This is a genomic window from Micromonospora sp. HM5-17 (genome assembly GCF_003762835.1).
GTDB lineage: Bacteria > Actinomycetota > Actinomycetes > Mycobacteriales > Micromonosporaceae > Plantactinospora.
In genome coordinates this window covers 294,366-316,759 of the sequence record NZ_RJWA01000001.1, presented here as the reverse complement: position 1 = coordinate 316,759, position 22,394 = coordinate 294,366, and the positions used below count along the sequence as shown (strand labels likewise).

Annotated in this window: 18 protein-coding genes and 2 pseudogenes; 10 read left to right on the top strand and 10 right to left on the bottom strand. The window is 72.2% G+C overall.

Annotation, left to right across the window (positions count from 1 at the left end; translation table 11 throughout):
• The first annotated feature begins 288 nt into the window (after positions 1 to 288).
• The 7 genes from murJ (at position 289) to EF879_RS01440 (ending at position 9,158) form a co-directional block, all read left to right on the top strand.
• A complete protein-coding gene (murJ, locus tag EF879_RS01470) occupies positions 289 to 2,010 on the top strand; it encodes a murein biosynthesis integral membrane protein MurJ (protein ID WP_123553879.1) in 1,722 nt (573 codons plus the stop codon).
• A 482-nt stretch (positions 2,011 to 2,492) separates the two neighbouring features.
• Positions 2,493 to 4,097 carry a protein kinase family protein gene (locus EF879_RS01465; protein ID WP_123553877.1) on the top strand — a complete coding sequence of 535 codons (1,605 nt, stop codon included), beginning with the start codon at positions 2,493 to 2,495 and terminating at the stop codon, positions 4,095 to 4,097.
• 291 nt (positions 4,098 to 4,388) lie between these two features.
• A complete protein-coding gene (sigM, locus tag EF879_RS01460; RefSeq protein ID WP_123555214.1) occupies positions 4,389 to 5,177 on the top strand; it encodes an RNA polymerase sigma factor SigM in 789 nt (262 codons plus the stop codon).
• Positions 5,174 to 6,247, top strand: coding sequence for an anti-sigma factor (locus EF879_RS01455; RefSeq protein WP_123553875.1), 1,074 nt, complete (start codon positions 5,174 to 5,176; stop codon positions 6,245 to 6,247). Before sigM ends, EF879_RS01455 begins: the two co-directional genes overlap by 4 nt.
• Positions 6,248 to 6,430: 183 nt before the next feature.
• Positions 6,431 to 7,387, top strand: a complete 957-nt coding sequence (gene trxB, locus EF879_RS01450; protein WP_123553873.1) for a thioredoxin-disulfide reductase — start codon at positions 6,431 to 6,433, stop codon at positions 7,385 to 7,387.
• Between the two features lie 20 nt (positions 7,388 to 7,407).
• A complete protein-coding gene (gene trxA / locus EF879_RS01445) occupies positions 7,408 to 7,731 on the top strand; it encodes a thioredoxin (RefSeq protein WP_123553871.1) in 324 nt (107 codons plus the stop codon).
• 257 nt (positions 7,732 to 7,988) lie between these two features.
• Positions 7,989 to 9,158, top strand: a complete 1,170-nt coding sequence (locus EF879_RS01440; RefSeq protein WP_123553869.1) for an N-acetylmuramoyl-L-alanine amidase — start codon at positions 7,989 to 7,991, stop codon at positions 9,156 to 9,158.
• A 97-nt stretch (positions 9,159 to 9,255) separates the two neighbouring features.
• On the opposite strand, the gene EF879_RS01435 is transcribed toward EF879_RS01440, so the two are convergent.
• Positions 9,256 to 9,939, bottom strand: coding sequence for a GNAT family N-acetyltransferase (locus EF879_RS01435; protein WP_123553867.1), 684 nt, complete (start codon positions 9,937 to 9,939; stop codon positions 9,256 to 9,258).
• A gap of 463 nt (positions 9,940 to 10,402) precedes the next feature.
• Here EF879_RS01435 and EF879_RS01430 point away from each other — a divergent pair, with 463 nt between their 5' ends.
• Positions 10,403 to 11,719 (top strand): PLP-dependent aminotransferase family protein, encoded by a 1,317-nt coding sequence (locus tag EF879_RS01430; RefSeq protein WP_123553865.1) that lies wholly within the window; start codon positions 10,403 to 10,405, stop codon positions 11,717 to 11,719.
• Positions 11,720 to 11,727: 8 nt separating this feature from the next.
• Positions 11,728 to 12,753 (top strand): D-alanine--D-alanine ligase, encoded by a 1,026-nt coding sequence (locus tag EF879_RS01425; protein WP_123555212.1) that lies wholly within the window; start codon positions 11,728 to 11,730, stop codon positions 12,751 to 12,753.
• A 66-nt stretch (positions 12,754 to 12,819) separates the two neighbouring features.
• Here EF879_RS01425 and EF879_RS01420 read toward each other — a convergent pair.
• From EF879_RS01420 to EF879_RS01410, 3 genes and pseudogenes are all read right to left on the bottom strand, one after another.
• A pseudogene (locus EF879_RS01420) lies at positions 12,820 to 13,748 on the bottom strand (hypothetical protein).
• 1,101 nt (positions 13,749 to 14,849) lie between these two features.
• Positions 14,850 to 15,875, bottom strand: a complete 1,026-nt coding sequence (locus EF879_RS01415) for a ParB/RepB/Spo0J family partition protein (RefSeq protein WP_123553863.1) — start codon at positions 15,873 to 15,875, stop codon at positions 14,850 to 14,852.
• Positions 15,876 to 15,905: 30 nt separating this feature from the next.
• Positions 15,906 to 16,939, bottom strand: a pseudogene (locus EF879_RS01410) (ParA family protein).
• Between the two features lie 1,133 nt (positions 16,940 to 18,072).
• On the opposite strand from EF879_RS01410, the gene EF879_RS01405 reads away from it, so the two are divergent.
• On the top strand, positions 18,073 to 18,393 hold the full coding sequence (locus EF879_RS01405; RefSeq protein WP_123553861.1) for an antibiotic biosynthesis monooxygenase: 321 nt from the start codon (positions 18,073 to 18,075) through the stop codon (positions 18,391 to 18,393).
• Between the two features lie 18 nt (positions 18,394 to 18,411).
• Here the strand turns inward: EF879_RS01405 and EF879_RS01400 are convergent, their stop codons facing one another.
• The 6 genes from EF879_RS01400 to rpmH all read right to left on the bottom strand — a co-directional run bounded on the left by EF879_RS01400 (position 18,412) and on the right by rpmH (position 22,194).
• Positions 18,412 to 19,368 (bottom strand): 16S rRNA (guanine(527)-N(7))-methyltransferase RsmG, encoded by a 957-nt coding sequence (locus tag EF879_RS01400; protein WP_123553859.1) that lies wholly within the window; start codon positions 19,366 to 19,368, stop codon positions 18,412 to 18,414.
• A 2-nt stretch (positions 19,369 to 19,370) separates the two neighbouring features.
• The gene (locus tag EF879_RS01395) at positions 19,371 to 19,946 is read right to left on the bottom strand and encodes a protein jag (RefSeq protein ID WP_370375446.1); all 576 of its coding nucleotides are present in this window, start codon (positions 19,944 to 19,946) and stop codon (positions 19,371 to 19,373) included.
• 327 nt (positions 19,947 to 20,273) lie between these two features.
• Positions 20,274 to 21,302, bottom strand: a complete 1,029-nt coding sequence (gene yidC / locus EF879_RS01390) for a membrane protein insertase YidC (protein WP_123553856.1) — start codon at positions 21,300 to 21,302, stop codon at positions 20,274 to 20,276.
• Positions 21,299 to 21,562: a membrane protein insertion efficiency factor YidD gene (yidD, locus tag EF879_RS01385; protein WP_233604160.1), complete on the bottom strand. Its 264-nt coding sequence runs from the start codon at positions 21,560 to 21,562 to the stop codon at positions 21,299 to 21,301. Before yidD ends, yidC begins: the two co-directional genes overlap by 4 nt.
• 26 nt (positions 21,563 to 21,588) lie before the next feature.
• Positions 21,589 to 22,023 (bottom strand): ribonuclease P protein component, encoded by a 435-nt coding sequence (rnpA, locus tag EF879_RS01380; protein ID WP_123553852.1) that lies wholly within the window; start codon positions 22,021 to 22,023, stop codon positions 21,589 to 21,591.
• A gap of 33 nt (positions 22,024 to 22,056) precedes the next feature.
• A complete protein-coding gene (gene rpmH, locus EF879_RS01375; RefSeq protein WP_123553850.1) occupies positions 22,057 to 22,194 on the bottom strand; it encodes a 50S ribosomal protein L34 in 138 nt (45 codons plus the stop codon).
• Between the last annotated feature and the right edge of the window lie 200 nt (positions 22,195 to 22,394).

The window sequence follows — 22,394 nt, the reverse complement described above, 5'->3', positions numbered from 1 at the left end:
GCTGCCGCCTTCCGGCCGCCGGACGCACCGGCCGACCTCGCCCGGGAACCGGCGGGCGAGGAGGCGGACGGGGAACCGGCCGACCGGCTGGCGGACGGCGCGGAACGGGCTGCCTGCGGAACGGATGCGTCGGACATGGAATCGCCAGCCTAGCGGGCCGACCTGCACCTGCCGGCGGCGGGCACACCGCTCGGCGACGACACGCTTCGGCAGCCCCGGTCCCGGTTGACTAAGGTCTCCAGGAGTGCTGGCGGGTACCCTGCCCGCCATACCCCCTGGGAGGCTGACATGGCAGGCGGGCTGTACCGCAGCGCGAACGCCATGCCCGACGGGGTTCCACCGCCCCGGGACGGTGCCACGCTGATCTCGACCAGCCCGATCATCGAGAGCACCAACCCGCCGCCGGAGACGGCGGAGGGCAGCGCGGCCAGCAACAGCGCGATCATGGCGATCGGCAGTCTGGTCAGCCGGGGCACCGGTTTCCTCCGTACGTTGATGGTCGTCGCCGCACTCGGCAACTTCGCCGTCAACGACGCGTACGCCACGGCTCTGATCATCCCGCAGATGGTCTACGAATTCCTGCTCGGCGGGGTTCTGACCAGCGTGGTGGTGCCGGTGCTGGTCCGGCGCCGCAAGCTCGACCCCGACGGCGGCCAGGCGTACGCCCAGCGTCTGCTCACCCTGGCCGGGCTCGCTCTCGGCATCGCGTCGGTGCTGGCCATCCTCCTGGCCGGGGTGCTGAGTGAGATCTACGCCGGCGGGCGCGGCGAGGACTACCAGGAGCTCGTCACCGACCTCTCCCGGCTGCTGCTGCCGATCATCTTCTTCTCCGGCCTCAGCGCGCTGATCGCCGCGGTGCTGAACACCCGGGGCCACTTCGCGGCGCCGATGTGGGCGCCGATCCTCAACAACCTGGTGATCATCGCCGCCTGCGCGCTCTACATCGCCATCTACGGCGCAAAGGTCATCGAACCGGGCGAGATGAGCCGGGGCCAGATCCTGCTGCTCGGCGGCGGCACCCTGCTCGGCATCGTGGTCCAGGTCGCCGGCCTGCTACCGGCGTTGCGCCGGGTCGGGTTCCGCTGGCGGCCACGCTTCGACTTCCGGGAGCTCGGGCTCCGCGAGCTGGGCCGGCTCGGCGCCTGGATGTTCTGCTACGTCGCGGTCAACTCGCTCGGCCTGATCGTCCTGTTCAACCTGCTCAACCAGGTGGGGCACGACTCCGCGGGGCCGGCGATCTACAACAACGTCTTCCTGCTGCTGATGATGGCGCACGGCATCATCGCGGTCTCGATCATCACCGCGCTGATGCCCCGGATGAGCGCCGCCGCGGCCGACGGCCGGTTCGCCGACATGGCGGCGGACCTCTCCCGGACCGTCCGGACCGTCGCGGCCGTGCTCGCCCCGATCGCCGTCTGCTACGCCGTACTCGCCGAACCGATCGCGGTGGTCCTCTTCAACTACGGAGCCGGCGCGGGCGACGCCGGCGCCATCTCCCCGGTGCTGCTGGTCGCCGCGCTGGCGCTGGTGCCGTTCGCGATCAGCCAGGTCTTCACCTTCGCGTTCTGGGCGCTGCCGGACACCCGGACCCCCGCTCTGATCAACATTCCGGTCGTCGTGCTGCGGATCGTCGTCCAGGTGCTCGTCTTCGCCGTACTCCCGTTGTCGTTCCTCGCCTCCGGGATGATGATCGGCAACGGAGTGTCGTACGTGGCCGCGGCGGTGATCTCGGCCTCGCTGCTCCGGTCCCGGATCGGCCGCCTCGGGTTCGGCACGATCGCCAGCACCCTCGGCCGGGTCCTGGTCGCGGCCCTCGGCGCGACACTCGTCGGGCTGCTCGTCGTGGTGCTCCTCCCCGGCGAGGCGTTGTCGAGCCGCTGGCTCGGCTTCGTCGAGGTGGCCCTCGGCGGTGCGGCGATCGGCGGGACGTACCTCGGGCTCGCCCTGGTGCTGGGGATCCGGGAGATCACCGACGTCGTCGACATGGTCCGGCGCCGGCTCGGCCGCTGAGTCGGCTATCCCCAACTCCGACGCGGCTGGGGATATCGCTGTGGATAACCGGGTCGCCTGAGGACGAAGCCCAGGTGGAATGCTGTGGATAACTCCCAGTCAGGATCAACTGACCGATCGTCAGGGCGGCTGTCCTCAATTGACTCGCGGGTGGCATACTTCCGGCCCGGGCGGGAAGAGGCCCGGTACGGCGGTCCGGGCGACACGATCGCGGGCCGCGGAGGTCGAAGACAGATTGACCTACCCCGAAATGACATAAAAATCACCTTTAGATTGCTAAATGCCCATGTCGTCCAGCCGGATGAGAGCGGTTGTTCAGGTGCTCTTCCCGACATCTGCGGCAGCTGGTGGCCTATGGCCCAAGATGACGTGTCGGGGATCAGTCAGACCCAGGTAAGGTCGCTCTCGACGGATGCGGCGAGCGCCTAGGCTAGAAGAGCCGGTGGCCGCCCGGGTCCCTGCAAAGGCGGAACGGAAGCCAGATGCCCAGCAGCACGGGTCCAGCGATCGACACGATCACCGAGGGAGGACGGGTGACCCAGGTCGGCGAAGGTCAGGAGGCGGACGAGGTCACTCCGCCGGTGATGACCTTCGGTGCCCCCGCCGCCGGTGAGATCCTGGCCGAGCGGTACGAGCTTGCCGAACACATCAACGACGACAGCGCCGGCCGTCAGGTCTGGCGCGGTGTCGACGTCGTGCTACGCCGACCTGTCGCCGTCGTGCTGCGCTACCCCGGTGGCGAGTCCGCAAAGGAGATGCTCCAGGCCGCCGTGGCGGCAAGCCGCGTCATCCACCCCAACCTCGTCGGCGTCTACGACGCGATCGACGAAGAGGAGCGCGCCTACGTCGTCCGCGAGTGGGTCGACGGCCGGTCGCTGCGCGAGGTGGTCGCGGAGGGCGTCCTCGACCCGGCCCGGGCCACCGCCGTCGCCCACGCCGTCGCCGGGGCGATCGCCGCGATCCACGCCACCGGGATGGTCCACGGCAACCTGCACCCCGGCACCGTGATGATCGCCGATGACGGGCGGGTCGTCCTGGCCGACGCCCGTACCGACGGCGCGGAGAGCCCCGAAACCGACGTACGGGCCGTCGGCGGCATCCTCTACTACGCGCTGACCGGGCACTGGCCGCACGTCGAGGCGACCCTCGGCGGCACCGCCGACCGGCATGCCCGCGCCGCCGTCCCGGACGCGGTCCGGGACGCCAGCGGAGCGCTCGCCGCGCCCCGGCAGGTTCGGGCCGGCATCCCCACGTACCTCGACGACCTGATCATGGACCTGCTGGACCCCCAGCTCACGGTCCCCTCCGCCGACGTCCTCGCCGCCGAACTCGGCCGGCTGGACGCCGCCGCGGAGGAGCAGTACCTCGACAGCGGTCCGCTCCGGTTCACCACCGCCGACAACACTCCCGACATCCCGACCACCGGTGGCCGGAAGACCCTGATCGGGGTGGCCGCCCTGCTGGCGGTCGCGCTCATCGGGCTCCTGGTCGGGATCAACGTGCTCTCCAACGACCCCGCCGGTCCCGAGGCGGCACCGACCCCTTCCGCCACGGTGCCGGCCCAGGCGGGCGCCGCGGGCGAGCCCGACCCGCCGCTCAGCAAGCCGGTCAAGCTCGACCTCCGGGCCGACCAGCTCCGGGTGATCGACCCCGAGGGCGACCGGACCGAGCTGGACGGCGTCGAGAAGGTGGTCAACGGCGACCCCAACGACGGTTGGGAGACCGACAGCTACAACCGGTCGACCTTCGGAAACCTCAAGGACGGCATGGGGATCCTGATCAACCTCGGCGAGCCGAGGGAGGTCACCAGCGTCAAGGCGGAGTTCTCCGCTCCCGGCTTCTCCGCCGAGCTGCGGTGGGGCACCCGGGACTACCCGTCGACCAGTTCCGGCGACCGGCAGCTGGTCGACACGTACCAGCGGATCGGGAACCCGTTCGAGAAGGCTGACGGCTCCACCATCACCTTCAGCGACTTCGTCCCGGGCCAGAAGTACCAGTACCTCCTGCTCTGGATCACCTCCCTGCCCCAGAGCGAGCCGTACCGCTACAAGATCGGCGTTCAGGAGATCACGGTCCAGGCTCGGTGAGCGACCGGACGCCCCGGTGGAGACGACAGTCGGTATCGTGCGGCCATGACCGGCGCACGGAGTTCGGACGCGGCCGGCCAGACCCGCTCGTCGGCCACCGGTCCGTGGCCGGGCGCAGAGCCGGTCCGGTCGGCCGGCGACGACGCCGGACCCGCGGAGCAGCCGGAGCCGGCCGGCGCGGCCGTTCCCCGGCCCACCTCGCCGGACCCGCACGCCGTTCCCGAACCCACGTCTGTCGGCCCGGAGCCGGACGGTGAGGAGGTCGCCGGGTCCGAGCCGAGCGACGTCGCGCTGCTGCGGGCCCACGCGGACGGCGACCCGGGCGCCTTCGCGGCTCTCTTCCACCGCCACCGGGACCGCCTCTGGGCCGTCGCGCTCCGCACCCTCGGCGATCGGGAGGAGGCGGCGGACGCCCTCCAGGACGCGCTGCTCTCCGCACACCGGGCGGCGGCGCGGTTCCGCGGCGATGCGGCCGTCACCACCTGGCTACACCGGATCGTGGTGAACGCCTGCCTCGACCGGATCCGCCGCCGACAGTCGCATCCGACCGTGCCGTTGCCCGACAGCTCCGGGCCGGACGAGAGCGGGCGCTGGGTCGGCGGCCTCGAGCCGGCCGCGCCGGCCGTCGACCACGACACCGCGCTCGTCGTCCGGCAGGCGCTCGCCGCGCTCCCCGTCGAGCAGCGGGCCGCTCTCGTCCTGGTGGACCTCCAGGGCTATCCGGTCGCCGAGGTCGCCGAGATCCTCGGTGTGGCGGAGGGCACGGTGAAGAGCCGGTGCGCGCGGGGGCGGGCCCGGCTCGCCGTTCTCCTCGGCCACCTGCGCGCCCCCGAGCCGCGCACCGGCGCGGCGGACGAGGAGGAGGCAGCGGCTCGGGCGGCCAGTGGCGGCACCGCCCCGCATACCGGCCCCGGGGTCGGCATGCCGTCGGCCACCAGGGGGAACCGCGGCTTCGGCTCAGACGTCCGACCTACGTCAACCCGGTCGGGACCCGACCGGTCGGCCCGGTCCGGGGCCGAACAGCGGCCGGTGGGACCCGACCGGCGGCCCTCACCCGGCCAGGAGCAGGAGGAATCGTGACCGGCGGCCAGTTCAGGGAGGTCGACTTCGACCTGCTGGCCGACTATGTCGGCGGCGCGCTGGACGGCCCGGACGAGGCCGAGGTCGCCCGGCTGATCGCCGAGGACCCGGCCTGGGCGGAGGCGTACGCGGCGTTGACGGCTGGCGTCGACGCCGTCCGGCGCGATCTGGCGGCGCTGGCGGCGAAGTCGGAACCGATGCCGCCCGCGGTGGTCGACCGACTCGACGCGGCCCTGACCCGGCCGGCCCTGACCGGTGCCGCCGGCCCGAGTTCCGCCGGGCCGGACGAGAGCGCGGAACGGGAGACGCCCAGGGCCCCGCGCCGCCCCGGACGTCCGCCCACCGGCGTACCGACCCAGCCCCGGACCGCCCCGGCCTCCACCTCCCGGGGTCCCGGCCGGCGGCGACGCTGGGCGCGTCGGGTCGCCGGTCCGGTCCTGGTCGCCACCGTGGTGGCCGGCTTCGGCGCGTTCGCGGTGAGCCGCTTCGGCGCGGATGACGCCGCGGACCAGGCCGGCGGCTCGGCGTACACCGCCGGCAGCGCCCCCGAGCAGGCCCCGCTCCTCGACTCCGGGTCGCCCCGCCCGGTGCCGCGGCCCCCCGTGGAGCGGGTGCTGGCCACCGGCACCGACTACACCCCCCGAACCCTGGCCGGCACCGTCACCACCCTCACCAGCCGCGCTCCGACCGCACCGCAGGACCCGTCCGAAACCCGGGTCACCGACGAGCGGGTGACCGCCGGTCCGGCCGGGCAGCCGGACCGACACCGTACCGGCGGCCCCGACCTGCCGGAGACCGCCTCCCCGGGCGTCGCACCACAGCGGGTACCCGGGCTGGAGCGGCTCGCCGACCCGGCCGTCCTCGCCCGGTGCCTGGAGGCGATCGCGGCGGCGCACGGCCGAGGGCCGATCACGGTCGAGCTGGTCGACTTCGCGTCGTTCGAGGGCAGGGCCGCGCTGGTCGTCGTCTTCGCCGACTCCACGGGTACCCGCTGGGCCTGGGCGACCGGGCCGGGTTGCGGTACGTCGCCCACGGGCGCGGACGTCACCTATCAGACCCGGGTAGGGTGAAACAACGCCTCAGCGGCCGTTTCGACGGGGCAGTGACATGACCCACCGGATGACCGGCTCGGGAATCCCCGGTTCGTACGATGACGTTCTGGCTTGCAGATGTCGGTTCGCCGTCGGCGGCCGGCACTCGGACCGCCGTCGGCGCAGCGCGCTGGGGGCGCAGAGACACATCGGGAGACGGCAGTGGACGAGGTCCGCAACCTGATCATCATCGGCTCAGGGCCGGCCGGCTACACCGCGGCGATCTACGCTGCCCGCGCCAATCTCGCGCCACTGGTCATCGAGGGCGTGGAGTCGGGTGGCGCGCTGATGACCACCACCGAGGTCGAGAACTTCCCGGGCTTCGCGGACGGCATCATGGGCCCGGAGCTGATGGACGCGATGCGCAAGCAGGCCGAGCGGTTCGGTGCCGAGTTCGTCACTGACGACGTCACCCGGGTCGAGCTGGTGGACACCGGCGTGCCGGGTTCGGGCGCGCTGCACACCGTGTACGTCGGCGAGACGGCGTACCGGGCCAAGGCGGTGATCCTGAGCACCGGTTCGGCGTGGCGTCCGCTGGGCGTACCGGGTGAGCAGGAGTACCTCGGCCACGGCGTCTCCTCCTGCGCAACCTGTGACGGCTTCTTCTTCCGCGGCCAGGAGATCGTGGTGGTCGGTGGCGGCGACTCGGCGATGGAGGAGGCCGTCTTCCTCACCAAGTTCGCCAGCAAGGTCACGATCGTCCACCGGCGGGACGAGTTCCGCGCCAGCAAGATCATGGCGGACCGCGCCCTGGCGAACGAGAAGATCCAGGTCGAGTGGAACAGCGTGGTCGAGGAGATTCTTGGGGCCGACGGCAAGGTCTCCGGGGTGCGGCTGCGCAACGTGCACACCGGTGAGACCAAGACGCTGGAGGTGGCGGGCGTCTTCGTGGCGATCGGCCACGACCCGCGCAGCACGCTCTTCCGGGGTCAGGTCGACCTGGACGAGAACGGCTACGTGAAGGTGCAGTCGCCGAGCACCCGGACCAACATTCCCGGCGTCTTCGCCGCCGGCGACCTCGTCGACCACACCTACCGACAGGCGATCACCGCTGCGGGTTCGGGCTGCGCGGCCGCCCTCGACGCCGAGCGGTTCCTCGCGACGTTGACCGAAGACTGACACACCCGGAGGAGGGTCTCGTGGGAGCAACGAGCGTCGTCACCGACGCGAACTTCGTCAGTGACGTGCTGCAGTCCGACAAGCCGGTGCTGGTCGACTTCTGGGCGGAGTGGTGCGCGCCGTGCCGCAAGGTCGACATCCTGCTGGAGGAGATCGCCAGCGAGATGGGCGACAAGGTCCGCATCGTCAAGCTGAACATCGACGACAACCCGGAGACGACCCGGGCGTACCGGGTGATGTCGGCGCCGACCCTCACCGTCTTCAAGGGTGGTGAGCCGATCCAGTCCATCGTCGGCGCCCGCCCCAAGAGCGACCTGGTCAAGCTCATCGAGACGGCGCTGTAGGGCGTCACCCGATCCGTCCCGTGCCCGCATCCGTCACCGGCGGATGCGGGCACGGCCCGTTCGGCCCGTGGCTGGCCCGGCGCCCGGTCCGACGGCCGCGCGGACCCCGGCGGCAGGCTGGCCCCGCGTTGTTTGACTCCTCCCGCCACCGGGCAACAGCGGGCGGCGGGGGAGAACCCACGATACGCTCCGGAAGCGCTCGTACTCAGGTCCTTGGGGCAGGTGGCTGACACGCAGGCATGCAGAGGAGGTCGTCCGTGCGTCCGATCCGACGTGGTGATCGCGGACCCGCGGTGACGGAGATCCGCGCCGTGTTGGTCGGTCTGAACCTGCTGCCAGCCGGGGGCCCGCCGGGCGTCGACGAGTTCGACGCGGAGACCGAGCACGCGGTGCGGACCTTCCAGCAGGACCGGGGGCTGAGCGTCGACGGGCAGGTCGGCCCGGAGACCTGGCGGGCCCTGGACGCCGCCCGGTGGCGTCTCGGCGCCCGGACGCTCTATCAGGCGATTCCCGACCCGCTCATCGGCGAGGACGTCCGGGCCCTGCAGGAGCGGCTCCTGGAGATGGGCTACGACGTCGGCCGGGCCGACGGGGTCTACGGCGCCCGGACGGCGCGGGCGGTGGCCCAGTTCCAGCGCGAGGTCGGGCTGGTGCCGGACGGCGCCTGCGGACCACAGACCATGAACGCGCTCCGCCGGCTGGGCCGCAAGGTCGTCGGCGGTCGCCCGCAGTGGCTCCGGGAGTCGGACGCGTTCCGACAGTCCGGGCCGAACCTCGTCGGCAAGGTCATCGTGATCGACCCCGGCCACGACCCCTTCGACCCGGGTTTCGTGGTGACCGAGGGTGGCCACCAGTGGACCGAGGCGGAACTCGTGTACGACCTCGCCGCCCGACTGGAGGGTCGGTTCGCCGCGGTCGGCGTCCGGGTCCACCTCACCCGGGGTCCGGCGCCCGCCGCACCCCTGTCCGACCTGGCCCGCGCCGAACTGGCGAACGAGCTCGGCGGAGACCTGTTGATCTCGCTCCACGTCGACGGTCACGCGAACCCGGCGGCGGAGGGCGTCGCGACGTACCACTACGGGACCGCGAACGGGGTGACCTCCACGGTCGGCGAGCGCCTGGCTGGCCTGGTGCAACGGGAGATCGTGGCCCGGACCGGGCTGCGCGACTGCCGTACCCACGCGAAGTCGTGGGAGCTGCTCCGGTTGACCCGGATGCCCGCGGTCCGGGTCGACGTCGGCTACCTCACCTCGCCGGACGACCGGGCCCGGCTGACCGACCCGCGGTTCCGGGACCGGGTGGTGGACGCCATCGTCGCCGCGGTGCAGCGGATGTACTACCCGATCGAGCAGGACGTGCCGACCGGGTCGATCGACGTCGGCGAGTTGCGGGCGATGGTCGCCGCCGGCTCGAGGTCGCTCGACTGAACGCGCCCCGACGCCGGACGACCGCGGAACCGGCAACGGCACCAGGGTCGCCGAAACCGGCACCCGGACAGCCGGCAGCCGTCGGACCAGGCCGGGATCAGCCGACGGCGGAGGGGCCGACGGGCGCCGTCGCCGACCGGGTGGCGGGGCGGACCGGGCGGAGCAGTCCCTCCGGGCTCATCGAGCCGAGGAGCTTCTCCAGGGCGTACTCGACGTCGGACTTCCAGGACAACGCGGTCCGCAACTCCAGCCGAAGCCGGGGATAGCGCGGATGGGGACGTACCGTCTTGAAGCCGACCGAGAGGAAATAGTCGGCCGGGGCGACGCAGCGGCCACTGCCCTCGCCGGCGTCACCGAACTTCGCGTCGCCGAACGCCTCGATCGCCTTGATCCCGCGCTTCGTGAGATCCCGGGCGACTCCCTGGACGAGCATCCGACCCAGCCCGCCCCCGGCGAAGGCGGTGACGACGTGCGCGGTCATCAGGAGCGCGGCGTCCGCGGAGACCGGCGAGGTCGGGAACGCCATCGACCGAGGAACGTAGGCCGGCGGCGCATACATCACGAACCCCGCGGGCATACCGTCGACGTAGACCAGCTTGCCGCAGGAACCCCACTCGAGCAGCGTCTGGGAGACCCATGCCTCCTTCTCCAGGCCCGGATCGCCCGCCGCGCAGGCGCGCTCGGCCGCCACCGGATCCAACTCCCAGTACACGCACTGGCGACAGGGCCGGGGCAGGTCTTCGAGAGTGTCGAGGGTCAGATTGACCAGCCGTCGCGACATCGGCGTATCCCCCACAATCCTCTCGGAGGTCCAAAGACCGCAAATATCGCCATCCCCGGGTCACTATCCCCAACGAGCGATCGTACGCCCGGAGCCTTCTCCCGGGGGAGAGGACGGCCCGGACGGGGCGGCGACCGGCCGGAAGGCTCCGTCCTCCCTGACCGGTCGGCTTCCGACCCGCTCGGACACCGCTACCCGCGCCTCGACCGGTCCGGTATGTGGACCATCCGCCGAGGTGAGGACCGGACTGCGTGAGCGGGATTACGATCGACCGACAAGTGCCGACCGGCGGAGCTGCCAACCCCCGGACGGCGAGGAAACGTTCATCGCGGTGGCGGTGAGCCCGGACGTCCGGCGGGCCGGAGATCCCCGGCGATCGCGGTGCCGACGTCACCGAGGTGGGCGGGACGACGGCGGGCCGACATTCTTGACCATGGCAACAGCGAGCGAGCGAGGAGAGGGCATGACCGGCACGACGCTCGACGACTACACGGACCGCTACGCCCGACGGGTACGCGGCATGACGGCCTCGGAGATCCGGGCACTCTTCGCCGTGGCCAGTCGGCCCGAAGTCGTCTCGCTCGCCGGTGGTGCCCCCTACATCGCCGCGCTGCCCCTCGACGCGGTCGGCGAGATGCTCAACGAGCTGGGCGCCCGGCAGGGTGCCTCGACCCTGCAGTACGGCATCGGCCAGGGCACCCTCGAACTGCGGGAACGGATCTGCGAGGTGATGTCCCTCTCCGGGATCGACGTCGGCTGCGGCGCCTCCCCGGAGGACGTGGTGGTGACCGTCGGCGGCCAGCAGGCGCTCGACCTCGTCGCCCGGCTCTTCCTCGATCCCGGCGATGTCGTCCTCGCCGAGGGTCCGACGTACGTCGGCGCGCTCGGCGTCTTCCAGAGCGCCCAGGCCCAGGTGGTACACGTGCCGATGGACGCCGACGGGCTGATCCCCGAGGCGCTGGAGGCGGCGATCGCCGACGTCGCCCACTCCGGTCGGCGGGCGAAGTTCCTCTACACCATCCCGACGTTCCAGAACCCGGCCGGGGTGACCCTCTCCGAGGAGCGGCGGGAGCGCGTCCTCGACATCTGCGAGCGCGCCGGCCTGCTCGTCGTCGAGGACGACCCGTACGGCCAGCTCTGGTTCGACCGTGAGGCGCCGGCGCCGCTGCGGGCCCGCCGTCGCGACGGCGTCTTCTACCTCAGCACGTTCTCCAAGACCTTCGCGCCGGGGCTGCGGGTCGGCTGGATCCTGGCGCCGCACGCGGTGCGGGACAAGCTGGTGATCGCCTCCGAGGCGCAGATCCTCTGCCCCAGCGCCTTCGCCCAGGCCGCCGTCACCACGTACCTCACCACGATGCCCTGGCGGCAGCAGCTCAAGGTCTACCGCGAGATCTACCGGGAGCGCCGGGACGCGCTGCTCGACGCGCTGGCCGACTACATGCCGGCCGGTACGAGCTGGACCCGGCCGGGTGGCGGGCTCTTCGTCTGGGCGACGCTTCCGGACGGCCTCGACGCCAAGGCGATGGTGCCGCGCGCCATCGCCGCCCGGGTCGCCTACGTCCCCGGCACCGGCTTCTACGCCGACGGCACCGGGGCCGGCCACATGCGACTCAACTTCTCGTTCCCCGCGCCGGAGCGGATCCGTGAGGGGGTACGCCGGCTCGCCATGGTGATGGAGCAGGAGGCCGCGATGCGGCAGGTCTTCGGCGCCGTTGGCCGAGGGCCGGTCCGCCGCCGGGGCCAGGCCGGCGCCGACGTGCCAGGTCCCGACTTGGCATGATCTCCGGCATGGGTACAGACTCCCCAGCCGAACCGCCCCGTGCCGCCGACTGGCCGGCCCCGCCGCCTCGCGAGGCCACCGCGGACCTGCGCGTCCTCGTGCTGGCCGGCGGCCTCTCCTACGAGCGGGAGGTCTCGCTGAAGTCCGGCCGCCGCGTGCTCGACGCGCTGCGGTCGGTCGGGGTGGAGGCGGAACTCCGGGACGCCGACGCCACGTTGCTCCCCATCCTGACCGAGGATCCGCCGGACGCGGTGGTGATCGCCCTGCACGGGGCGACCGGGGAGGACGGCTCGCTGCGCGGCGTCCTCGACCTCTGCGACATCCCGTACGTCGGGTGCGACGCCCGGGCGTCCCGGCTGGCCTGGGACAAGCCGTCCGCGAAGGCGGTACTCCGCGAGGCGGGCATCCCGACCCCCGACTGGGTGGCCCTGCCGCACGACCGCTTCTCCGAACTCGGTGCGACGGCCGTGCTGGACCGGATCGTCGACCGGCTCGGCCTGCCGCTCATGGTCAAGCCGGCGCAGGGCGGCTCGGGCCTCGGCGCCGCCGTGGTCCGCGAGCTGTCCGCGCTGCCGGCGGCGATGGTCGGCTGCTTCGGGTACGACTCGACCGCCCTGGTCGAACGCTACGTGCCCGGCATGGACGTCGCGGTGTCGGTCGTCGACCTGGGCGAGGGCCCACGGGCGCTCCCCGCGGTCGAGATCGTTCCCCGTAACGGCGTCTACGACTACGCCGCGCGGTACACCGCCGGCCTGACGACCTGGCACGCGCCGGCCCGACTCTCGGCCCGGGCCGCCGCCCGGGTGGCCGAGACCGCTCTGGCGGCACACACCGCGCTCGGGCTGCGGGACCTCTCCCGGGTGGATTTGATCGTCGACGAGGACGGCCAGCCGCACGTCCTGGAGGTCAACGTCTCGCCGGGAATGACCGAGACCTCGTTGCTGCCACTGGCGGTCGGCGCGGCCGGCCTCGACTTCGGCGAGCTGCTGCGCACGCTGGCGAGTCGCGCCGCCCTCCGCCGAAGCCGGACCTGACAGTCGCGCGTCCGGCTGGGCGTTTCCGCGCCGGCCGCCACCCCGGCCAACTGTTTCGCCGCCGGCCTACACACACGCCGCCCCGCCGGCTGCGGCGTCCGAGCGGGATACCCGCGGCCGGCGGGGCGGGAGCCGGCGCGGCCCACCCTGCGCGTGGTCTCGGCCGACGGTCAAATTCCTCTCCCGATGCAGGCCCGCTGCCGGTGGTCGCCGGCCGGCGACCACCGGCACGCCGGTCAGCCGATCCGGCCCGCCGGGTCGTCCGGCTCGTCCACCCGCGCCGCCGGCTCCGCAATCGCCCCGTCCACGGCTGTCCCGGCCGCCGGGCCGGCCGCATCGGCCGACGGCTCGGCCGACTCCGGACCGTCGACGGCCACCCGGGATTCGGAGGCCAGCTGCGTCAGGCTGGACGGCGCCTGCCACTGAATCCGCGGCGGTTCCGCCAGCGGGCGACCGCCGAACTCGGCGAGCCACGCGGCGACCAGGGCAAGGTTTTCCCGCCACTGCGCCTCGGGGATCGGCGGCAGGATGTCGTCCCACAGGGGCAGGAACGTGCCCCGCAGTTGCAGTCGCCCGTACGGGCGGGCCAGAAACCACAGGTGCAGGTGTTCGGCGCTGTCGCCCCAGCGGTTGACGTGCACCCGGGCGACGCCGTCCAGCGACCGGATGGCGCGTTCGAGCCGTACCGTCATGACGCCCAGCTCGGCGGCGAGCAGGTTGGGCAGGTCCCCCAGGTCGAGATGGGACCGCGATTCGAGGATCAGCACCATCGGCAGGCCGGTGGGCCGGTCCATGGCGCGCACCCGCCAACGCTCGCTGACCCAGATGTACGCCTCGTCGGGCGCGCTACAGGAGTGGCATTCACTGGAGCCTTCGCCCTTGCGGGGCGGCTCGACCGCCACCGGATCGTCGAGTTTCTTGACCCGGAACTCGCCTTCGAACGGGAACGAAGGCCACCTCGTGAAGTCGGGTAGAGGGGGAGGGGTGTGAGGCACGACGCTGACCCTAACCGAGTTTCGGACTGCTGTCCCTACCTGACCCGACTGTCGCTTTCCGGTACTCCCGGGCGTCTTCGGTAGGCCCCAGAGCACCCTCGCGACGACCGGCCGAGGGCGGCACCGGTACCCACCGTCGACCACCCGGCGGCTCCCCACCCGGTCACCGGCCCATCACAGGGCGCCCAGGTTCGGTGTGATGTCGTGGTACCCCGACCGCCCCGTCATCCACAGGTCATTCCCCGCGTCGACGCGCTGTTTCACGTGAAACCGAGGATGCCTGTGGACAACATCTGTGGATTATCCGAGCCGGACCACCCAGTCCGACGATGGTCAGGGTCGACCGCTACCGGTGAGGGACCTTTCCGGGCCGGGTTGGGTGCCGGTGCCGAGGTGGCGGTACCGGCCCGCCGTCGGGCGGGCGCCGGCGTCGGCCCAGCCGGTGTACCGGGCGACCCTGTGCCGGCCGGACCGCGTCGGTCGCCAGCAACGCCCTGACCACGTCCGGCATCCGCTCCGCCTGGTTTCACGTGAAACATGCCGCCGTCGTACCGGGACGTCCGCGGCGGCGGCCCATGGCACGGTCGTCGGGGGCAACTCGGCGACGCCAGACCGGGGGCACGGTCTGGGGCTACCAGCCGGGTCTGTCCGCCGCGAACGATTCCGCGGTCTCCGCCACCCAGCCCGCCAGCGGACCGCCGGGCCCGCCCGCAGGTCCCGGGAGCTGATCGCCCCGGCCCACCCACCGCCGAGGCCACCGATGGTTAAGGGTCCGGAGGTGGTGGTGTGCCGCCCGGCCGGCGGACAGCTGCGACGACCACCCCGGGCCGGATCGTCGGGCGCTACGCCCTGCCACAGCTCGCCTCCGCGACCCGCGGCTCTGCCCACGCTGCTGCGTCACCTCGCCGACCGCGACCTGGCCCGGCGCATGGGGCACAGGTCAACCCACGCGTCGGAGCCGTCGTCAGCGGAACAGCCGGCCCGGCGGCCCTGGCGGCGGTGCGGGCGGTGCCGAAGAAGCGCCCCAGGTGCCCACACACGTCGGTGGCCGCGTGCTACCGACCAGCGGGAGCACGCGGCCACCGGCGCGAGTGCGGAGACTCAGTTCTCGGCGTCGAGGTCCGGGCCGGACATGCCAATGATGCCGACAATCCGCTCCAGGTCATCCACGGTGGCGAACTCGATCGTGATCTTGCCCTTGTTTCGCCCGATGTCGACCTTGACCCGGGTGTCGAAGCGGTCAGAGAGCCGCTCGGCAAGATCGTCGAGCGCCGGAGCGTGCACCCTGGGTCGCCGCTTCGCCGGGCCCGCCTTCTTGGGCGCGCTCTCGGCGAGCTTGACCAGCTCCTCCGTGGCCCGTACCGAGAGCCCTTCCGCCACGATGCGCCGGGCCAGTTCCTCCTGCGACTCCGAGTCCGGGAGCGCGAGCAGCGCCCGGGCGTGTCCGGCCGAGAGCACCCCCGCCGCCACCCGGTCCTGGACCTTGGGCGGCAGGTTCAGCAGCCGGATGGTGTTCGAGATCTGCGAACGGCTACGACCGATCCGGCGTGCCAACTCCTCGTGCGTGGCGCCGAACTCCTCCAGCAGCTGCTGGTACGCCGCTGCCTCTTCCAGCGGGTTGAGGTTCGCCCGGTGGATGTTCTCGAGCAGGGCGTCCCGGAGCATCGCATCGTCTCTGGTGTCCCGGACGATGGCCGGGATCGACGTCAGCCCGATGGCCTTGGCCGCCCGCCAGCGCCGCTCACCCATGACAAGTTCGAACCGGTCCTCGGCGAGCTGGCGCACCACGATCGGCTGTAGGAAGCCGACCTCCTGGATCGAGACCTTGAGCTCCTCCAAGGCCTCGTCGTCGAAGACCTGGCGGGGCTGCTTGGGGTTGGGCTGGACCGCCTCCAGCGGAATCTCGACGAACCGGGCGCCCGGCACCGGGGCGAGATCCGGCTCGGCCGGCTCGGTCCGTGCGGCCGGTGGCAAGGCCGGCCGGGTGGCGCCACCGGGCAGCGGCGCCGGCGCCTCGGCCAGGCCGACCGGAGGCTCCGCCGTCGCCACTCCGGCGGCCAGCGCGGGCCCGGTCGGAATCAGAGCGCCCAGACCTCGACCGAGTCCGCCTCGCGGACGGTTCTTCATGCCACGCCTCCCAGCCATCTACTCGACGAGCTACCCATTACGGCCAACGGCCTGCTTGACTCCACGCAGCGCGAGTTCCCGAGCCGCCTCGAAATAGCTCATGGCGCCCCGCGATCCGGGATCGTAGGTCATGACCGACTGGCCGTAGCTTGGCGCCTCCGACACCCGGACATTCCGAGGAATCACCGCCTGCAGCACCTTGTCACCGAAGTGGTTCCGGACGTCCTGCTCCACCGCGTCGGCCAGCCGTGTCCGCCGGTCGTACATGGTCAGCAGGATGGTCGAGACCTCGAGCGTCGGATTGAGGTGCTGCCGTACCAGGTTGATGTTGTTGATCAGCTGGTTCAGCCCTTCCAGCGCGTAGTACTCGCACTGAATCGGGATCAGCACCTCCTGCGCCGCGACCAGCGCGTTGACGGTGAGCAGGCCGAGCGACGGCGGACAGTCGATGAAGACGTAGTCGAAGACGGCAGGGTGTGCCGCGATGGCCCGGGCCAGCCGCGATTCCCGCGCCACCACCGAGACGAGCTCGATCTCGGCACCGGCGAGGTCGATCGTGGCCGGTACGCACCACAGACCCGGAATCCCCTCGACCCCCTGTGCCACCTCGGCGAGCGGGACGTTGTCGATCAGACAGTCGTAGACGTCCGGCACGCCGGCGTGGTGCGGCACGTTCAGGCCGGTGGAGGCGTTGCCCTGCGGGTCGAGATCCACCACCAGGACGCGGTTGCCGTGCAGGGCCAGCGCCACGGCCAGGTTGACCGTCGTGGTGGTCTTGCCGACGCCTCCCTTCTGGTTCGCGACGCAGATGATCCGCGGCCGGTCGGGACGGGGCATCGTGACCTCGCCACTCGGGTTCAGGATTTGCACGGCGCGCAGTGCCTCCATTGCCAACGGGGGATCGTCCTGATCTCGCGACGATGTTTCACGTGAAACGTACGCGTCGGGCTGGGCTTCCTCGGGGAGGGACGCGGTGGGCGTGTCGGGTCCGGGGCTGCCAGCGCCCCGCGGCTCGGGACGGTCCATGTCGGCAGCCGGCGCCGGCTGGTCCCGGTGCCCGGAATGGGAATGACCGAACTCCGGGCCGGGACGCACGGCCGGGTTCGACTGCGCGGGACCGAGGTCTGGGGCGGGTGGGGCGTACCCGGCACCGGCACGGGGCGGACCGTAGTTTGGACCGGGCTGCGGTGCTGGGCCGACCTGTGGCGAGGGGCCAGGCTGACCCGGAATCGTCGGAGCGCTCGCCCGACCGTGGTGCCGGCCCGCCGCGGCCGGAGCACGTTCCGGCGGCTCGGCTGCCCCCGGAGCCGAGCCGGGGTAGGACTGATCCGGTCGCGGGTACGACGACCGAGCCGAGCCGTCACGGTCGGGTGTCCCGGGCCGCGTGACCCAGACCGTACCGTGGCTCGGTGCGGGCGATGTGAGGTCGTACTCGGCCGGGTGGCGAGGGGTGTCGATCCGCACGGGTGGCCGGGCGCGACCGCTGGCAGACCAACCCTCGTAGTCGGTTTCACGTGAAACATCGGCGCCGCCGGAGTGGTAGCCTCCGGAGTCCGTCATCTCTGGCTCGTCGTACCTACCGTTGTCATGCACCGTGTCATCCCTGCCAACTCGGATGGTGTCGGCCTCGTCAGCGCTCGTACCCGCGTCTGTCGGCGTAGCGTTTCGATCCGGCGAGAGACAGACGGCCCGAGGCGCGGCCCGCTGTCCGGTCTACACTATCGACGCGCGGTCAGCCTACGGCCGTTGGGCGACAAGAGCCACGGATGTCCGCAGGATGAGTGTCGATCCGCACGTCCGGGTGGCGCCCCGATCGTCCGTCCCTGCACTCTCGCCGAACCCGGACGTCCGCATCGGTCTGGAGCGATGACGGCGCGGAGGAGGGACGACCTCGACAGGGCAGGAAGGGCATCCACGCCGCACTTCCACGCGCCGTCGCCTGCGGAACGGCCCGCGTCCACCCCCGTCGGCACAGCCGAGAGCCACCGGCGCGCGACCATCGACGGAGGCCCGGAACGGGGAGGTGTGGGGCGGCCCGACCCGCTCTGGGCGGTCAGGCTTGATCCCGTTGCGGGTCGGGCCGCCCCACACCCACTCCGCTTCACGCCCGCCCCAGGCCAACAAGCCGACCCACCCACGGCGCAGGCCACCCACAGCGCCGGCCCACTCCCAGCCCCGGCGACTATGCCGCCAGGCCATGGCACCAACTATCGAGCTGGCCCGGTTCCGGGTCTCCGATGAGGCGACGCCGCGCCTGCTGGCGGAGCGCCCCGCAATGGTCGAGGCGTTGCGGCGGCGGTTTCCCGGTTGCCTGGCGGCGTACCTGACCCGGGAGGACGACGGCAGCTGGTTGGACATCGTGCTGTGGCGCAGTCGGGCCGAGGCGGAGGAGGAGGCGGCTCGGCTGGCCGCCTCGATCCCGGAGTGTGCCGCCTGGTTCCGCCACATCACGGAGTCGGGCGGGATGCGCCACGTCGAGGTCGTGGCCGCCTGGCAGACCGGCGGCGTACCGACCTAGCCTGCCGACCTGGTGTGCCTAGTGTGTCGGCCGGCGCCTCGCCCGACCGGCGGAGCGACGGCCGGCGGTCGTCTTCGCCCGGCCCCGCCCCGATCCAGCGACGGCCCGTTCCCGGACGACCTCGATGACGGTGGTCGGTGGATCGACGACACCGACCCCGCAGCGCCGTACCTCCGGGGCCGAGCCGCCCAGCCGGCGTACCACCGCGGCATGTTCCGCGGCCTCGTCCGCCGCGGTGGCGCCCTTCAGCGCGAGGAGCCGGCCGCCGGGCGCGACCAACGGCAGACACCACGCGGCGAGGCGGTCGAGCGGCGCGACCGCGCGGGCCGTGACGATCTCGGCCGGAAGCGACAGCTCCGCCAGATTGTCCACATCGGCCAGTTCGTACCAGGGCGGTCCGTCGTCCTCCGGCCGCCCGGCCGACTCGGACCCGGCCATCCGGACGGCCCGCCCCCGGGTACCGCCGCGAGCGGCACGCCGCCGGTACGCCTCGATCTCCTCGGCCCGGGCCCGCAGCACGGTGACCGCCCCGCCGAGGTCGAGCACGTCGACCGCCTCGGTCAGGAACATGGCCCGCCGAGCCAGCGGCTCGATCAGGGTCACCGACAGGTCGGGGCGGGCGATGGCGAGAACGATGCCGGGCAGCCCCGCCCCGGAGCCGACGTCCACCACCGAGCTCTCCGTCGGGATCAACTCCGCGACCGCCGCGCAGTTCAGCAGGTGACGGTCCCAGATCCGCGGGGTCTCCCGGGGACCGATCAGGCCGCGGACCACGCCAGGGCCGGCCAGCAACTCCGCGTACGCCTCCGCGAGCGGGAGCCGGTCACCGAAGAGCCGCCGGGCGGCCTCGGCGAGGTCGTCCGGAAGCCGAACGGCCGGGTTCGGCGAAACGGTGTCCGACGCCGCCGACGGTGGGCCGGACGACGGACCGGACGGCCGGGCGTCGTCGTCCGGCCCAGACGTGGGGTCGGTCATCCTCAGTCGACCGGGCGTACGACGACCCGCCGGTTCGGCTCGACGCCCTCAGACTCGCTCACGACCCCGGCGATCGCGTTGACCACGTCGTGCACGCACTTGCGTTCGAAGGCCGACATGGGTTCGAGCCGGACGGGCTCGCCGTGCTGCTTCACCTTCTCCACCGCGTTCTTCGCCACCGCGGTGAGTTCCTTGCGCCGGGTCGCGCGGTACCCGCCGATGTCGAGCAGCAGCCGGCTCGGCACCCCGGTCTGCCGGAAGACGGCGAGCCGGGTGAGCTCCTGGAGCGCCTCGAGCGTGGCGCCCCGCTGGCCCACCAGCGTCTGCAACCGGCCCCCGACCACCTCGACCACCGGCCGACCGCCCGAGACCAGTTCGTCGATGTCGCCGTCGTAGTCGAGGATGTCGAGCAGCCCCTCGACATAGTCCGCGGCGATCTCACTCTCCCGGAACAGGTCGGCGTCGCTGGTCGCCGCGGCCGATCGGGCACCGTTGGCACCCCCGTCGGCCTCCGCTTCCTCGTTCTCGAGTTCTTCGTCGTCCGGACCGTCGACGGTGTCCGCGCTGTCCCCGGCCACCGCGACGGCCTCACGGGTCTCGGCTTCCTCCGCCGGTCGCGCCGCCACGACCGGGTCGGTGTCCTCAAAGGGCTGCTCGGCCCGGGGAATACTGGTGTCGGTCACGGTCTCATCTCCGTACTCTCTCGGCCGGACCGTACACGGTCCCGCTGGTTTCCCGGGGCCCGGCGCAAGATCGCCGGACGCCACGGGCACGTCTGTCGGGCAGCACCGCCCGTCACGCGGAGCGCACCGGGCTCCGGCCGGCGCCAGCGACGGTGGCGGCAGCAACGGACCGGAGTCCTGCGGGCGCCGGCCACACCGGGTACGGGGCGGCCGGCCACAGCGTCAACCCTGACGCTTCGCCGGCCGCCCCTTCTTCGGGTTGACCGGCTTGGCACCGGGCTTGGGAGCCAGTGCCCGACCGTCGACCGCTGGCTTCTGCGGCTGGCCAGCGGTGGTCTTGGCGCGCCCGAACCGACCCGCCGGCTTGGCCGCCTCCTTCTGCCGGGTCGACGTGCCAGGACGGGCCGCGCCGCTCGGCTGACGACGGGTCTCGCCCGGCCGGGGCAGCCGGTTGGCGGTCGTCGGCGGAGGGTACTTCCGCAGCACCCACTGCTGCTGCGCCAGCGTGAAGAGGTTGTTGGTCACCCAGTAGATGATCACGCCGATCGGGAAGATCGTGCCGGAGACCAGCAGCGAGGCCGGAATGCCGTAGAGCATCAGCCGCTGGATCATCCGCTGCTGCGGGTCCTCGGCCCAACCGGTCTTGAGGATCATCTGGCGGCTGGTCAGGTAGGTCGTGGTGAGCATGATGAGCACCAGGACACCGGCCAGGATCTTGACCGAGGCACCGCTGGTGTCCAGTCGCGCCAGCTCCGCCGCGCTGGAACCAAACTTGGCGGCGATCGGCACGTCGAAGAGCCGGGCGTGGGTCGCGCTCTCGAACTGCTCGACGGACCAGCCGTACCGGGTCTTGCCCTCGTTGGCCGGGTCGAGCCGGCGCAGCACGTGGAAGAGACCGATGAAGACCGGAGCCTGGAGGAAGATCGGAAGGCACCCCATCAGCGGGTTGGCCTTCTCCTTCCGGTAGAGCTCCATCATCTCCCGCTGGAGCGTCTCCCGGTCACCCTTGTACTTCTCCTGCAGGGCCCGCAGCTGCGGCTGGAGCGCCTGCAGCGCCCGCTGCGACTTGATCTGCTTGACGAAGATCGGGAACAGGATCACCCGGAGCGTGACGACCAGGAAGATGATCGCCAGGATCCAGGTCCAGTTCGTGCCCAGGACCTGGCCCTCCGACACCCCGATGGCGTCCCAGGCGGAGTGCCAAAGCAGCAGGATCCACGAAATCGCCCAGTAGATCCAGTCCAGACTCAATTCGAGGCTCCAGTCACATCGGCATGGCGGCGTGAGCCCGGCTCGGGCACCGGGTCATATCCACCGGGGTGGAAGGGGTGACAGCGCAGCAGCCGTCGGACCGCCAGTCCGCTCCCCCGGAGCGCGCCGTGCCGCACGACCGCCTCCAGGGCGTAGGCACTGCACGACGGGTGGAACCGGCAGCGGGCCGGCAGCGCCGGGCTTATCCAACGACGGTACGCGACGATGGGTCCGGCCAGCACCCGGGCACCGAGGGTCATCCGGGACGTATCGGTGGAACCGCCGATCATCGGGGCCGCCGAGAAGGCTTCCGGGGCGCCAGGGCCGCCGCGATCGCGGCGTCGAGGTCGGCGCCGAGTCGGGCGTACGACGCGTCGGCGGCGCCGGGGAGCGCGCGTACCACGATGGCGGCGCCCGGAGGCAGCGCGCCCAGCCGCTCCCGGACGAGGTGGCGCAGCCGGCGCCGGACCCGGTTTCGCACCACCGCGCCGCCGACCGCCCTGGACACGACGAAGCCGGCGCGGGTCGGCGCGGGATGCTGCTCCGCGCCGGTTACCGACACCGGCTCACGTGTGGCTGTCATCTCACCGGGCACGTCCGAGGCGGGCGAGCCGGCCAGATCCAGATGGACCACGAGCACGCCACGACTGGCGCGTCGCCCACCCCGGATCACCGCGGCGAAGCCGGTGCTGCGCCGCAGTCGCTGTGCGGCCGCCAGCACGACTGCCTACATCCCCGGACGCCGTGCCAGCGCTCAGGCCGACAGGCGGGCACGGCCCTTGCGGCGGCGGGCCGAGATGATGGCGCGGCCAGCCCGGGTGCGCATGCGCAGCCGGAAGCCGTGGGTCTTGGCGCGCCGGCGGTTGTTCGGCTGGTAGGTGCGCTTGCTCACGTCAGGCTCTCCGTCGTCGTACGCCCCGGTCGTGCGACATCGGGGTCAGCTGGTGGTCTGGCATCGGCCGCCGAACGGCCGGGGGTCGATGCCGTCCGGCATCAGGCACCGCCCGACACGGGTCACGGCCAGCAGTCACCCATCACCCTAGCAGAGGGCGACAGAGTAACCGCCGGAGCCTACGCAGGCCGGCATCCAGC

Bases quoted from the DNA above. Each gene is read 5' to 3' on its own strand.
- murJ (WP_123553879.1), top strand. From the start codon at position 289: ATGGCAGGCGGGCTGTACCGCAGCGCGAACGCCATGCCCGACGGGGTT.
- EF879_RS01465 (WP_123553877.1), top strand. From the start codon at position 2,493: ATGCCCAGCAGCACGGGTCCAGCGATCGACACGATCACCGAGGGAGGA.
- EF879_RS01435 (WP_123553867.1), bottom strand. From the start codon at position 9,939: ATGTCGCGACGGCTGGTCAATCTGACCCTCGACACTCTCGAAGACCTG.
- EF879_RS01430 (WP_123553865.1), top strand. From the start codon at position 10,403: ATGACCGGCACGACGCTCGACGACTACACGGACCGCTACGCCCGACGG.
- EF879_RS01425 (WP_123555212.1), top strand. From the start codon at position 11,728: ATGGGTACAGACTCCCCAGCCGAACCGCCCCGTGCCGCCGACTGGCCG.
- EF879_RS01415 (WP_123553863.1), bottom strand. From the start codon at position 15,875: ATGAAGAACCGTCCGCGAGGCGGACTCGGTCGAGGTCTGGGCGCTCTG.
- EF879_RS01405 (WP_123553861.1), top strand. From the start codon at position 18,073: ATGGCACCAACTATCGAGCTGGCCCGGTTCCGGGTCTCCGATGAGGCG.
- EF879_RS01400 (WP_123553859.1), bottom strand. From the start codon at position 19,368: ATGACCGACCCCACGTCTGGGCCGGACGACGACGCCCGGCCGTCCGGT.
- yidD (WP_233604160.1), bottom strand. From the start codon at position 21,562: ATGACCCTCGGTGCCCGGGTGCTGGCCGGACCCATCGTCGCGTACCGT.